Below are 12,750 nucleotides of genomic sequence, written 5' to 3' on the forward strand. Positions count from 1 at the left end.
CGCGGCGCCTGCCGGCGGAGCGGGCGCCGGGGTGGTGCGGGGCCGGGTCGGGCGGTGGTTGTGCGGGCGACCCGGCGGGCTGGGCCGGGAGTGAGGCGGCTCCGGGTGGCGTGGGGGTGCGGGGCGACCAGGCGGCGGGGGCCGTGGCCGAGCGCACGCGCTGGGGGCGTTCTCAGGCGCGGGAGCGGCTGGCACACTCACGTCAGTGACCAACAGCCCCGATGCCCCTGACGCCCCCGACGCTCCTGGCGCACCCGGCACTCCCGTCGACGCGCTCGCGACGAAGACGGCCGACGCCGTCGGCTCCGCCGCTGCCGTGTCGGCCGACCCGGTCGCCCCGGTCGACGCAGGCCGGGTGGCGGCGCTTCGACGGCGCATACAGGCCGTGCTCATCGCCGGACAGATACTCGGCGGGCTCGGCATAGCCACCGGTATCGCCCTCGCCGCCGTCCTGGCCAAGGAGGTCAGCGGCTCGGAGGCCCTGTCGGGCCTCGCCTCGACCGCGTCGGTGGCCGGACCCGCGCTGCTCGCCATGCCGCTGGCCGCCCTGATGGGCGCGCGTGGGCGGCGGCCCGGTCTCGTCCTGGCCTATCTGATCGGGGCCCTGGGCGCGGGAGTCGTCGTCCTCGGGGCCGTCGTCGACAGCTTCCCGCTGCTCCTCGCCGGTCTGGTCGGCTTCGGTGCCGCGTCCTCCGCCAACCTCGCGGCCCGGTTCGCCGCCGCCGACCTGGCCGAGCCGGACCGCCGCGGCCGGGCCATCTCCACCGTCGTCTGGGCCACGACCATCGGCGCGGTCCTCGGGCCCAACATCGCCGCGCCCGCCGGTGAGAGCGTGGCCGGCCTCGGCATTCCGGCGGCGGCCGGTCCCTTCGTCTGGGCGGCCGGCGTCTTCGTCGTCGCCGCGGTCGTCGTGGCGCTCCTGCTGCGCCCCGACCCGCTGCTGACGGCCCGCGCCCTGGCGACCTCCGAGGAGAGCCAGGAGGCCGACGCCCGCTCGCTGCGGGCGGGAGTGCGGGCGGTACGGCGGTCCGCCGGCGCCCGCCTCGCCCTGGTGACCGTGGCCGCCTCGCACACCGCGATGGTCTCGATCATGTCGATGACCCCGGTGGCCCTGAGCCACCACGGCGCCGGGATCCAGCTGATCGGCCTCGTCATCAGCGGGCACATCGCCGGCATGTACGCCTTCTCGCCCGTCATGGGCTGGCTGTCCGACCGGCTCGGCCGGCTCTCCGTCATCGGGCTCGCGGTCGGGCTGCTCTCGGTGGCCGCGCTGCTGGCCGGCACGGCGGGGCCGAGCCACGGCCAGACCGCCGCGGGTCTCTTCGTCCTCGGCCTGGGCTGGTCGGCGGGCCTGGTGTCGGGCTCGGCGCTGCTCACCGACTCCGTGCCGCAGGCCGCGCGGGCGGCGGTGCAGGGCCTGTCGGACTTCATCATGAACACGGCCGCCGGACTCGGCGGTCTGATGGCGGGGCTGATCGTGGCCGAGGCGGGCTACGGCTGGCTGAACCTGGTGGGCGCGTGCCTGCTGCTGCCGATGGCGGCGCTGGCAGTGCGCGGCGTGGTACGCCGGGCGGCCTGAGGAGCTGACGGACTGGCGGACCCACGGACTGGCGGCGCCGCACGCTCAGGGGCATCGGATATCGGATATCGGATCCAAGATCCAGGATCCCATGCCCAGATCCTTGGATCCGATATCCGATCCGGCGCACTCAGAGGCTGATGTGATACGCCTTGCGCAGCGTCTCGTGGACCGTCCAGGTGGTCCGGTCCCCCTCGCGCAGCACGCACGCGTCGCCCGGGCCGATCTCGAGCGTGGCCCCGCCCTCGACGGCGACCGTCGCCTTCCCGCTGACGACGACGAAGAGTTCATTGGCCTCCGTGTCGGTCACCACGCCGGGCGTGATCTGCCAGATGCCGCGCACCTGCTTGCCGTCGGCGGACTCCCAGAGGACCTTGCCGGTCACCTCGGGCGTGCCGGAGACGATCTGGGCGGGGTCGAGCGGCTCGGGCTCCAGCTCCGCGTCGGGGATGTGGACGGCGAAGGAGGGCTGGTCATGTGTCGTCATGGCCGGTGACTGTAGCGGGGTCTCGGGGGCGCCCCATGGCCGGGAGTCGCCGGAGGAAGCGCCTCCGTTTCCCTCCTGACCAGGAGACATCGCCCGACCGCCGCGGGGCGACGGAATCCGAAGGACGGCCTGGGGCCGGCGCCCGAGGGGCCGAGCTGGGCTGCTGCGGCGGAAGAGGGGCCCGCGCCCACCGACGGCGTCCGTCACCACGGAAGCCGGCCACTGATTTCGTACGGAGTGCCCTACACGCCCAGTTGGCGTACCTCGGGTCGAAGTCGGCCGGTCCCGCGTCGTATAGGTGGCAGATGGACACCTCGGCCCCTCCGGGGGCGGAATCGCTCATACGCGTACGCCGGCGAGGGCGGCATCGCGGCGCCGCACCGCCGAAAACCGGGGGCGGCGGGGCAGGTTACGGACCGATGTCCCCGCTGGTCACGCCTGGCGCCTTTGGTGCGCCCAATGTTGGTCGGGCGGAATCCACCGAGCGCCCTGTCCAGGTTGGCGCGTGCGCGTCAAACTCCCTCGTGACCTCCTCCCCCCACCTCCGACAGGAGAGTGTGATGCCCGCGATATCCGCCGCCCCCCGCACCGTCTCCCGTGCCACCTCCCGCACCGTCTCCCGCACCGCCGCACTGACCTCCGCCGCACTCCTCTCGGCCGTCGCGGCCCTCGCCGCCGCCCCCGCGGCGCACGCCGCCCCCGGACCGGGCGCCCCCGAACCGCAGGCTCCCGGCGCCTCCTACAAGGCCGCGCACGACACCCTCGGCCCGCAGCGCCTCACCCCCGCCCAGCGGAGACTGAGCGCCGCGAAGGAGGCCGAGGCGAACAGAGACTTCGACGGCGTCCGCACCCGGGCCGCGCTCGCGGGCTACAAGCTCTCCGGCGGGCTGCACCAGTCGCAGAAGACCTCGTACTGGTGCGGGCCCGCGACCCTCGTGATCACCCAGTCCGCGCGCGACGGGGTCGCCGGCCGTTCCCAGCAGGACGCGGCGACGCTCCTCAAGACCAACAGCAGCGGAACGGCCTGGTACGGCATCAACATCAACGTGCCCAACCCGACCGGATATCCGATGGCCGACGCTCTGAACAGCCGCCTGCCCGGCGCCGGTTACGTGCCCCGGGCGCTGCCGTACACCCCGACCGCCACCGACAAGGCCAACTTCAAGCAGCACATCACGCACAACACCGACAACGACTACGCGATCGCGGGCAACGCCTGGGAGGTGCCCGGCGGCCCCCACCTCGTCGGCCACCCGAACGTCGAGATATTCCACTGGGTCGCGATCGACGGCTACAACACGGACACCGCCGCCGGCCAGGTCAACTACCTCGACCCGGTGGGCGGGGTGAGCACGAGCGTGATCTCGTGGGCGGGCTCCGTCCCCAAGTCGGCGCACATCTCGTCCGACACCATCACCACCATCATGGGCGGCCGTGGCTACGTCTGGTAGGACGCACCGGCCGCCGCGCGCACCGTCGCCCACCGGGGCCCGCCGCGGCCTCGCCCTGCTGCTGACGGGCCTCCTGTTCGCGGGATGCTCGTCGGCGCGGTCGGGGCCCGAGCCCACCCCGGACCGTCCGAGCACACCGGCCCCCCGGCCGAGCGCCCTGTCGGCCGCGTGCGAGGTCGGACTCCCGACCGCCTGGCGCTCCGCGCTCGACGCGGGCGAGCTGCGGACCCCGGCCGGGCAGCGGGCGGTGCTGACCGACACGGGTCCCGGCTGGACGGTCGTCCAGCTCACCGGCGGCGACGGCCGCCGTGCCGCCCTGGTCCGGGCGGGCGGCGCGCCCCGTACCCTGCTCGACCTCGCCGACCCCGTCGAGCACCAACTGCTCGCGGCCGACTTCGACGGTCGCCGATGGGCCGCCTTCGCCGTCCTGGAAGGACGGACCCTGGACAGCCCGTGGAGCCTGTACGTGTGGGACGCCGAGACCGGCGCGTCCCGCAGGATCGCCCGGGCCGACCGGCCGGGCCCCCTCCCCCAGCCCGTCGTCCGCGACGGCACCGTCCACTGGGCGCAGGGCGTCGGCGGCGGGAAGGCCACGGTGTACGCGGCCCCGGCGGCCGGCGGCGCTCCGCGGGCGCTGCGGACGGGCGTGATGGACGCGCCGTTCGCCGCGGGCGGGCTGCTCGTGTGGCGCGAGTCGGCGGGTTCCGGCACCCGGCTCGCCGCGGTCTCGCTCGCCGACGGCCGCCCCGCCGCGCTGCCGGCCCCGCTGGCCGCGCTCCGGGACATCAGGTCCGTCGCCTCCGACGGCGGCACGACCGGGGGCGGCACCTGGGCCTGGGTGGAGGGCGAGGCCGCGCCCCGGCTGATGGTGTGGCGCACGGGCGACGCGCGGGCGACGGCGGTGGTGACCGCCTCCCCGGCCGTCGACGGCATGGACCAGGTGCGGATCAGCGGCCGGCTGGTCACCTGGCGCACGCCCGAGACCGCGTACGCCCTGGACCTCGGCTCGGGCTCGTACGCGCGGATCACTCCGGCGTACGGCTACGCGCAGGCCCGGGACGGCGCCCTGGCGGTCGCGTACAGCGTGGGAAACGCCAAGAGCGCCGACTCCCGCCCGGTCGTCCAGGTCGTCGACGCGGTGCGGTTGCCGGGACTGCCGCGCTGTGGCTGAAGTACGCCACCGAGGTTTGAGGGGCGCGTGGTCGGCCAGAAATGGGACATGTCCACACAGGTGTCCGAAGAGGTGCGGGAGGCGCTCCACCAGGGCCGGCCCGTCGTCGCCCTCGAGTCCACGATCATCGCCCACGGCCTGCCGCGCCCGCGCAATCTGACGGTGGCCCGGGAGTTGGAGGCGCTGGTACGGAGCGAGGGCGCGGTGCCCGCGACGATCGCGGTGATCGACGGGGTGGCCCATGTCGGCCTCGGCGAAGCCGGGTTGACTCGGGTCGCCGAGGACCCGACGGTCCGGAAGCTGGGCCACCGCGACCTCGCGCCCGCGCTCGCGACCGGGGCGACCGGCGCGACGACCGTCTCCGCGACCGCGTGGCTGGCGGACGCGGCGGGCATCCGGGTCTTCGCGACCGGTGGACTGGGCGGGGTGCACCGGGAGTGGACCGCGACACAGGACGAGTCGGCCGATCTGCGGCTGCTCTCCCGAGTCGGGATCACGGTGGTGTGCGCGGGCGTGAAGTCGATCCTCGACGTCCCCGCGACACTGCAACGCCTCGAGACCCTGGGCGTGACGGTGACCGGGTACGGGACGGAGCACTTCCCCGGGTTCTATCTGGCCTCCTCCGGGGAGCCGGTCGACTGGACGCTCCGGACCCCGGAGGAGGTGGCGGGCGTGATGCGGGCGAAGGACGGGCTTGGCGGGCCGCACGCGGCGCTGGTCGTCGCCAACCCGGTACCGGTGGCCGAGCAGTTGGATCCCGCGCTGCACGACCGGGTCCTCGCACAGGGCCTCGCGGCGGCGAAGGAGAAGGGGATCGGCGGCCAGGCCGTGACCCCGTTCCTGCTGGAGTATCTGATGGTGCACACCGAAGGGGCGTCCCTGGAGGCGAACCTGGCGGCGGTGCGCGGCAATGTGCGGCTCGGGGCCCGGATCGCCTCCGCGTACGCGGGCGTCGGCGCATGAGCGGTCTCCTGGTCGTCGGTGACGTGGTCACGGACATCGTGGCCCGGCACCGGACGCCCCTCGCTCCGGCGACCGACACGGCCGCCGAGATCCGGCGCCTGCCGGGTGGGGCGGGGGCCAACGCGGCCTGCTGGGCGGCGCGTTCGGGCTGCGCCTCGGTGACCCTGCTCGGCCGGGTCGGCACGGACGAGGCCGCGTGGCACGACGGGCAGCTGCGGTGGGCGGGCGTGCGGCCGCTGCTCGTCCCGGACGGCGAGGCCGGTACGGCGACGGTGATATCCCTGGTCGACGCCGACGCGGAGCGGACGTTCCTGACCGACAGCGGCGCCGCGCTCCGCCTGACCCCCGCCGACTGGTCCGACGCCTTCCTCGACGGCATGGCCCGCCTCCATCTGTCGGGGTACCTCTTCTTCGCCGAGTCGAGCCGTGCCGCCGCGCTGAGGGCGATGCGCGGGGCGCGGGAGGCGGGGATCCCGGTGAGCGTGGACCCTGCCTCGGCGGGGTTCCTGAAGCAGTGGGGCGCGGAGAGGTTCCTCGCGGCGGCGCACGGGGTGGAGGCGCTGTTCCCGAACGCCGACGAGGCCCTGCTGCTCACCGGGTGCGCCGATCCCACCGAGGCGGCGCGGACCCTGAGCCGTACGTTCCCGCTCGTCGCGGTCACCCTCGGCGCCGGTGGCGCGCTGGTCGCCGAGGCGGGCGCGGTCACCGGACAGGTCCCGGCTCCGGACGTGACGCCGGTGGACTCCACGGGCGCGGGCGACGCGTTCGCCGGGACGTTCCTCGCGGCCCTGCTGGCGGGCGCGCCTCCCCTGGAGGCGGCAGAGGCGGGCTGCCGGGCAGGCGCGGAGGCCGTGACGGTGGTGGGCGGACGCCCACGGCCGGCGGGACCCTGGCCGGACGCGGAAGCCCGGGCGCGCTAGGGTCTTTCGTTTGGATCAGGCCGGGCTCGCGGGCCCTGGCACCGCGCCTCGCCGCGTTGTCGTCGGTCCCCAACGCTCCGCGTTGACTCCCTCCTCCGCCTTGCGATCCGTCCCCTAGGCCCAGAGGGCCTGGGGAGACCCCATGCACCAGACCCCGCTCCCTGATCCGGCCTGATCCAAACGACAGGCCCTAGCCGGGGAGGCCCGTCCAGGCGGGATGGCGCGGGTCGTCGGTGCGGACGACCACGTCCGCGGCCTCGGACGGGCCGACCTCGTTCTCGTACCGCTCGAAGGCGGGCAGGGTCCACGTCTCCTCGGTGCGGCGCGCGAGGGCGCCGGGCGAGAGCCGCAGATGCGCGGTCGTGTCGAACGGGAACCAGTGGCCGAGCAGGAACGGCCCGTGCACCACGAGGACGCCGCCCGGCGGCAGTTCGGTGTAGGGGCTGCGGGTGGCACGGTCGGTGGCGGGGTCCCACAGATCGGGCAGGACGCGGCCGCTGCCGCCCGCCTCCAGCGGCCCGAACACCTCGCGCCACAGCGCTCCGGTGTCGAACCAGCCGCTGTAGTACGCGTCGGGGTCCTGCTTCCCGTACTCGTAGCGGAGCGACGCGGGCCGCAGGAACCCTCCGGTCCCGACGACGAGCACGGACCGGCCGCGCAGCCGCAGCGCCCCGGCGATCCGCTCGGCGGTCTCCGCGGCCGGCGCGGCGGGCGCCCCGTCGATGCCGACCTTCAGCCAGGCGCTCCCGTCACCGGGGGTCGCGCCGTCGATGTGCGCGGCGAGGGCCTCGGAGAGGCGCTCCCAGGTGATCGCTTCGAATCGCACGGGCTTGACCTTGTCCTTGGCGTCAGGGTTCGAGCATCGAGTCTATGAACAGCGCAGAGCCGCATAGGATCATTCTCGTCACCGGAGCCGGCACCGGCATCGGCCGGGCCACCGCCCGGGCGTTCGCCGCCGCCGGCGACACCGTCGTCGCCGTCGGCCGCAGACCGGGACCGCTGGCGGAGACCGCCGGGGGCCACCCGGGGATCCGACCGCTGATCGCCGACATCACGGCCGAGGGTGCGGCGGAGGAGATCGTACGGTCGGTGCTCGCCGCGCACGGTCGCCTCGACGTCCTCGTCAACAACGCGGGCATCGCCACCGGAGGGCCGCTCGGAACGCTCGACCGGTCGGTCGTCGGCCCCCTCGTCGAGACCAATCTGGTCGCCCCGATCCTGCTGACCCAGGCCGCCGTGCCCGCGCTCGAGGCGGCCGGCGGTGTGGTCGTCAACGTCACGACGACGGTCGGTCAGCGCGGCTGGCCGAACAACTCGGTCTACCCGGCGACCAAGAGCGCCCTGGAGACGCTCACCCGCTGCTGGGCCGTGGAGCTCGCCCCGCGCGGCGTCCGTGTGGTCGCCGTCGCGCCCGGCGCGATCGAGACACCGATCGCCGATCACCTGGGGCTGACCGCCGAGCAGCGCGCGGCGATCAGGACGTGGCAGATCGCCCACACGCCGCTCGGGCGGGTGGGGCTGCCGGAGGAGGTCGCCTGGGCGATCACCCGACTGGCCGCGCCCGAGGCCGGGTTCCTCACGGGAACGGTCCTGCCCGTGGACGGGGGTGCGCTGGTCGCGTGATACGACTGCGCGAGGAGGTGGTCCTTGCGCATCGGTGAACTGGCCCGGAGAACGGGCGTGACAGCCCGGGCTCTGCGTCACTACGAGCGGGCCGGTCTGATCACGTCGGTCCGCGAGCCGAACGGATACCGGATCTACGACTCCACCGCGTCGGCCCGCGTGGCCAACATCCGGTATCTCCTGGACGCGGGGCTGACCTTGGAGGACGTGGCCGCGTTCAGTGCCTGCCTCGACGGCGACATGCGGGCCACGCCGCCGTCCGCCCGCGGGCTCGACATCGCCCGCGAGCGGCTGGCCGTCCTGGAGGCCCGGATCGCCGCGCAGACCGCCGCCCGCGACCGGCTGGCCGCCGCCCTGGCGACCGCCCGCGGCTGAGGACTCTAGGGGCGGCGGTGCGCGCAGTCCGGCGCGTCCGCTTCCATCGCGAGCGGGGCGCCCTGGGGCAGCAGGCAGGTCATGTAGAGCACGACGGGTTCCGTGCCGAAGTTGTGTCCGACGTGCCGGTTCCTGCGGCCCGCGGGTTCCACGAACGCCTCGCCCGCGGACATGGTCTCGACCGAGCAGTCGTGCAGGACGCGGGTCAGCGTGCCCGACTGGACGACGGCGATGATCTGGCCGGGGTGGTGGTGCCAGCCGGTGGACTCGCCCGGGGCGAGCGTGACGGTGCGGAAGACGACGTCCGTCCGGCCCTTGGGCGGCTTGATCCTGAGCGTCCCGCCGGAGGTGCCCTTGGCGAGCGTGCCACGGGTCTCCCGCGTGCCCGCACGCCGGCCCACGAGGGTCTCACCGGGCCGCGGCTGCGCTTCGCCCCGTTCGATCCAGACGTCGGTCCCCATGGAGCAGCCCTCCCGCTTCCCCGCGGCCTCTCGGTTCAGGCCGCAAAACAGCCCCACGCTACTCCGTAAGAGGGAAGAGCCGGACGGGGATTGACGATCAGTTCACCGACATCGGCAGCAGTCGCGCCCGCAGTTCACCGGCGAGGCCGCCGTCGCCGGACACCTCGACCCGGCCGTCCCGCACCGCCCGGGCGAGCGTCGCCTCCCCGGCCGCCAGGGCCCGGCAGGTCGCGGCGTCGGTCCGCAGCAGCACGTCGGCGGGGTCGGCCGGCGGTCCGTCGCCGTACGCGGGCGGCCCGTCGCCCCCGAGCCGGACATGGAACGCCCCCTCGGCAAGGGTCACCTGGACGACCCCTGTGACCAGCCCTTCCAGGGCTCCGATCAGCGGGACGGCGAACCAGTGCGCGCGCACCGCGTCGGTCGGCCGGGGCTCCTCCAGGGCGGGGGCGCCCCACTCCGCCAGGGCCCGCAGGACGGGGAGGAGATCGCGTCCGCGCGGGGTGAGTTCGTACACGGACGCGGAGACGGGCGCGGGCAGCCGGCGGCGGGTGACGAGTTCGGCGCCCTCCATGTCCTTGAGGCGGCCGGCGAGCATGTCCGTGCTGACGCCGGGGAGGTCGGCGTGCAGGTCCGTGTAGCGGCGCGGCCCCGCGAGGAGTTCACGGACGATCAGCAGTGTCCAGCGGTCGCCCACGACGTCGAGGGCACGGGCGGCGGCGCAGTACTGGTCATAGCTTCGACGACGTGGCATGCGACGCAGTCTAGACAAGTTGTTGGACTTTCCAAGCTCGAACTTGGTAAAACCAAGCAGCACCATTACGTCTGGGGAGGTCGTCGCATGGAGTTCCGGCAGTCGAGCAAGCTGAGCGAGGTCTGCTACGAGATCCGGGGCCCGGTCATCGAGCACGCCAACGCCCTGGAGGAGGCGGGCCACAGCGTCCTGCGCCTCAACACCGGAAACCCCGCCCTCTTCGGGTTCGAGGCGCCCGAGGAGATCGTCCAGGACATGATCCGGATGCTCCCCAAGGCCCACGGCTACACGGACTCCCGCGGCATCCTGTCCGCCCGGCGCGCCGTCGCCCAGCGCTACCAGGCGATGGGCCTGCCGGAGGTCGGCGTCGACGACGTGTTCCTCGGCAACGGCGTCTCCGAGCTGGTCTCCATGGCCGTGCAGGCGCTCCTGGAGGACGGCGACGAGGTGCTGATCCCCGCCCCCGACTTCCCCCTGTGGACGGCGGTGACCACCCTCTCGGGCGGCAAGGCCGTGCACTACCTCTGCGACGAGTCGGCCGACTGGTACCCGGACCTCGACGACATGGCCGCGAAGATCACCGACCGCACCCGCGCCGTCGTGATCATCAACCCCAACAACCCCACGGGCGCCGTGTATCCGCGCGAGATCGTCGAGGGCATCCTCGACCTCGCCCGCCGCCACGGCCTGATGGTCTTCGCCGACGAGATCTACGACCAGATCGTCTACGACGAGGCCGTGCACTACCCGGCCGCCTCCCTCGCCCCCGACCTCGTCGTGCTCACCTTCGGTGGGCTCTCCAAGACGTACCGGGTCGCGGGCTTCCGCTCGGGCTGGCTGGTCGTCACCGGCCCGCAGCAGCACGCCAAGAGCTACCTGGAGGGCCTGACGATGCTGGCCTCCATGCGGCTCTGCCCGAACGCCCCGGCCCAGTACGCCATTCAGGCCGCGCTCGGCGGCCGGCAGTCGATCCACGAGCTCACCGCCCCCGGCGGCAGGCTCCACGAGCAGCGCGACAGGGCCTGGGAGAAGCTCAACGAGATCCCCGGGGTCTCCTGCGTGAAGCCGAAGGGCGCGCTGTACGCCTTCCCGCGCCTCGACCCGAAGGTGCACAAGATCCACGACGACGAGAAGTTCGTCCTCGACCTGCTGCTGCGCGAGAAGATCCAGGTGGTGCAGGGCACCGGCTTCAACTGGCCCCGCCCGGACCACTTCCGCATCCTCACCCTGCCGTACGCCGACGATCTCGACGCCGCGATCAGCCGCATCGGCCGCTTCCTCGGCGGCTACCGGCAGTAGACGGGAGGACGGGGGGACGGCCCGGGAAAAGGAGCGGGTCCGAGGGCGTAGCCGGCCCCCGGACCCTGATGGATGCCGCTCCCGTCACACGCCGGCACACTTGAGAACCCGGGTCAGTCGTCATTGCGTCGCGTCCTGCCATTGGACCACCGCCGATCGAGCTCGGCGGACCAGATTCGAACTGGCATTTCGACGCACCAGGGCCCGGGCCCGGTCGATCCGGCGATGAGCGGCGCATACTGAATCTGGAGCAATAGTCTGAGTTTGAACGCGACCCTCGTCAGAAGGGCCGCGCATTCACGACAAGCCTCAGCTTCAGCTTTGCGCTCCTCGCGCACCCCGACCGTGTTCTGTGGCCGGGGAGTTCATGGGTCTTCCCGCTACCCGAAAAGGTAGCCGAAGACGGCGTCACCGACCCGCTGGTCGACGACCTCGGCGCTGTTCGCCTCCTCACGGGCGTACTTCACCGCCTGCTGGAGCTTCTCCACCCGCTCCAGGAGCTCGTTCACCCGCCGGACCGGCAGGGCGCCGGAGAACTTCACGGTCGTCCAGTAACCGACCGGCACGTCCTCGTAGTACACCTCGACCTGCGCCGGGTGCTTGTCGGTCGCCTCCGCCTTGACGTGGTTGCGCGGCACCTTCTTCGTCCGCACCGTCCGGACGACCTCGGTCTTCCACGCGTCGGTCGACGGGTCCTGCGTCCACGATTCGGCCGCGTCGAGAACGGGCAGCTTGCGGACGAAGGTGTGGATGTCCGTGAGCTGCTTCTCCAGGAACAGGAGGTACGCGACGGGGACCTGGCCCACCAGCACCCGCCCGTCGACCGTGATGTCGGCCCGCGCGTCGCAGTTGGCCCAGTCCTTCGTGGCGGTCACGTCGAACAGCCTCGTCAACGCCCGCGCGGTGTCGCGCAGCACGTCCTCGGCCTTCACCTGCACCAGCGTCGACTCGGGCGGCAGCTGCTCGCCCTCCTCGTCCTTCGGCTGGTACGTACGGGAGATGCCGGCGAGCAACGCGGGCTTCTGCAGCCCGTGGTGTGCCGCCGTCAGGTCCTGCTGCGCCCGGGACTTGACGCCCTTCTCCACTGCGATGATCTGATTGAGTTTCGTTGCCACGCGACAGACCCTAGAGGGTGGAGTGGCAAGGGTTCGAACGAATATCGGGTGTCGGCCGCGGGCCCGACGTGAGTGTGCCGAGGAGCAACCGGTCATGGATACGGCCCTGATCGCCGTGGCGGGCACCCTCCTGGGGGTGATCGCCACCCACTGGTTCCAGGGCCGCGCGGACGCCCGCACGGCGTCGCTGGCCCGGGACGAGCAGCTGCGCCAGGAGCGGATCTCGGCGTACAGCGCGTTCGCGGGCGCGGTCGTCGACTACCGGCGCAGCCAGAACGACCGCTGGTTCAGGGCCGCTCAGGACCCGGACTCGGAGCGGGCGGAGGAGTCGCGCTACGCCTCGTACCACCAGCGCACCGCCACCCGGCAGGCGCTCTTCCGTGTCCAGCTGGTCTGTGACGATCCGGCCACCCGCGAACTCGCCGAGTCCGCCTTCGAGATGACCAACTGCATGCACGAGGCGCCCGACGAGGAGGACCGCGCGCGGCGCTCCCGGGAGGCGAAAGAGGCGCTCGACCGGTTCATCACCGCGGCCGCGCCCGGCGTGCGCTGAAG

The 12,750-nt window shown here is 73.3% G+C and carries 14 protein-coding genes; 9 read left to right on the forward strand and 5 right to left on the reverse strand.

All coding sequences use genetic code 11. From position 1 onward, the window contains the following. The first annotated feature begins 316 nt into the window (after positions 1 to 316). A complete protein-coding gene (locus tag AB0E14_RS26295) occupies positions 317 to 1,579 on the forward strand; it encodes an MFS transporter (RefSeq protein ID WP_362423067.1) in 1,263 nt (420 codons plus the stop codon). Positions 1,580 to 1,709: 130 nt separating this feature from the next. Here the strand turns inward: AB0E14_RS26295 and AB0E14_RS26300 are convergent, their stop codons facing one another. After that, positions 1,710 to 2,066 (reverse strand): cupin domain-containing protein, encoded by a 357-nt coding sequence (locus tag AB0E14_RS26300; protein WP_362422928.1) that lies wholly within the window; start codon positions 2,064 to 2,066, stop codon positions 1,710 to 1,712. Between the two features lie 560 nt (positions 2,067 to 2,626). Here AB0E14_RS26300 and AB0E14_RS26305 point away from each other — a divergent pair. From AB0E14_RS26305 to AB0E14_RS26320, 4 genes are read left to right on the forward strand one after another with little or no spacing between them, the layout of a single operon-like run. Further along, positions 2,627 to 3,517 (forward strand): hypothetical protein, encoded by an 891-nt coding sequence (locus tag AB0E14_RS26305; RefSeq protein ID WP_362422931.1) that lies wholly within the window; start codon positions 2,627 to 2,629, stop codon positions 3,515 to 3,517. Then, on the forward strand, positions 3,501 to 4,688 hold the full coding sequence (locus AB0E14_RS26310; protein WP_362422934.1) for a hypothetical protein: 1,188 nt from the start codon (positions 3,501 to 3,503) through the stop codon (positions 4,686 to 4,688). Before AB0E14_RS26305 ends, AB0E14_RS26310 begins: the two co-directional genes overlap by 17 nt. 48 nt (positions 4,689 to 4,736) lie before the next feature. Further along, complete coding sequence (locus tag AB0E14_RS26315) at positions 4,737 to 5,651, forward strand: pseudouridine-5'-phosphate glycosidase (protein WP_362422936.1); 915 nt, start codon at positions 4,737 to 4,739, stop codon at positions 5,649 to 5,651. Further along, entirely contained in the window at positions 5,648 to 6,571 is a 924-nt protein-coding gene (locus tag AB0E14_RS26320) for a PfkB family carbohydrate kinase (RefSeq protein WP_362422939.1), read from the forward strand. The genes AB0E14_RS26315 and AB0E14_RS26320 overlap by 4 nt, the downstream gene beginning before the upstream one ends. A gap of 190 nt (positions 6,572 to 6,761) precedes the next feature. On the opposite strand, the gene AB0E14_RS26325 is transcribed toward AB0E14_RS26320, so the two are convergent. Then, positions 6,762 to 7,397 carry a uridine kinase gene (locus AB0E14_RS26325; protein WP_362422942.1) on the reverse strand — a complete coding sequence of 212 codons (636 nt, stop codon included), beginning with the start codon at positions 7,395 to 7,397 and terminating at the stop codon, positions 6,762 to 6,764. Between the two features lie 44 nt (positions 7,398 to 7,441). Here AB0E14_RS26325 and AB0E14_RS26330 point away from each other — a divergent pair, with 44 nt between their 5' ends. Next, positions 7,442 to 8,194: an SDR family oxidoreductase gene (locus AB0E14_RS26330; protein ID WP_362422945.1), complete on the forward strand. Its 753-nt coding sequence runs from the start codon at positions 7,442 to 7,444 to the stop codon at positions 8,192 to 8,194. Positions 8,195 to 8,218: 24 nt separating this feature from the next. Beyond that, entirely contained in the window at positions 8,219 to 8,569 is a 351-nt protein-coding gene (locus AB0E14_RS26335) for a MerR family transcriptional regulator (RefSeq protein WP_362422948.1), read from the forward strand. Positions 8,570 to 8,574: 5 nt separating this feature from the next. Here the strand turns inward: AB0E14_RS26335 and AB0E14_RS26340 are convergent, their stop codons facing one another. Both AB0E14_RS26340 and AB0E14_RS26345 read right to left on the reverse strand, forming a co-directional pair. Beyond that, the gene (locus AB0E14_RS26340) at positions 8,575 to 9,030 is read right to left on the reverse strand and encodes a cupin domain-containing protein (RefSeq protein ID WP_362422951.1); all 456 of its coding nucleotides are present in this window, start codon (positions 9,028 to 9,030) and stop codon (positions 8,575 to 8,577) included. Positions 9,031 to 9,127: 97 nt separating this feature from the next. Further along, the gene (locus AB0E14_RS26345) at positions 9,128 to 9,781 is read right to left on the reverse strand and encodes a winged helix-turn-helix transcriptional regulator (protein WP_362422954.1); all 654 of its coding nucleotides are present in this window, start codon (positions 9,779 to 9,781) and stop codon (positions 9,128 to 9,130) included. Between the two features lie 87 nt (positions 9,782 to 9,868). Between AB0E14_RS26345 and AB0E14_RS26350 the strand changes: the two genes are divergently transcribed. After that, positions 9,869 to 11,080 carry a pyridoxal phosphate-dependent aminotransferase gene (locus tag AB0E14_RS26350; RefSeq protein ID WP_362422957.1) on the forward strand — a complete coding sequence of 404 codons (1,212 nt, stop codon included), beginning with the start codon at positions 9,869 to 9,871 and terminating at the stop codon, positions 11,078 to 11,080. A 380-nt stretch (positions 11,081 to 11,460) separates the two neighbouring features. Here the strand turns inward: AB0E14_RS26350 and AB0E14_RS26355 are convergent, their stop codons facing one another. Beyond that, positions 11,461 to 12,195 carry a hypothetical protein gene (locus AB0E14_RS26355; protein WP_362422960.1) on the reverse strand — a complete coding sequence of 245 codons (735 nt, stop codon included), beginning with the start codon at positions 12,193 to 12,195 and terminating at the stop codon, positions 11,461 to 11,463. Positions 12,196 to 12,289: 94 nt separating this feature from the next. Here AB0E14_RS26355 and AB0E14_RS26360 point away from each other — a divergent pair, with 94 nt between their 5' ends. Beyond that, positions 12,290 to 12,748 (forward strand): hypothetical protein, encoded by a 459-nt coding sequence (locus AB0E14_RS26360; RefSeq protein WP_362422963.1) that lies wholly within the window; start codon positions 12,290 to 12,292, stop codon positions 12,746 to 12,748. The last annotated feature ends 2 nt before the right edge of the window (positions 12,749 to 12,750 follow it).

It is taken from the genome of Streptomyces sp. NPDC047981, from assembly GCF_040653315.1.
Taxonomy (GTDB): domain Bacteria; phylum Actinomycetota; class Actinomycetes; order Streptomycetales; family Streptomycetaceae; genus Streptomyces.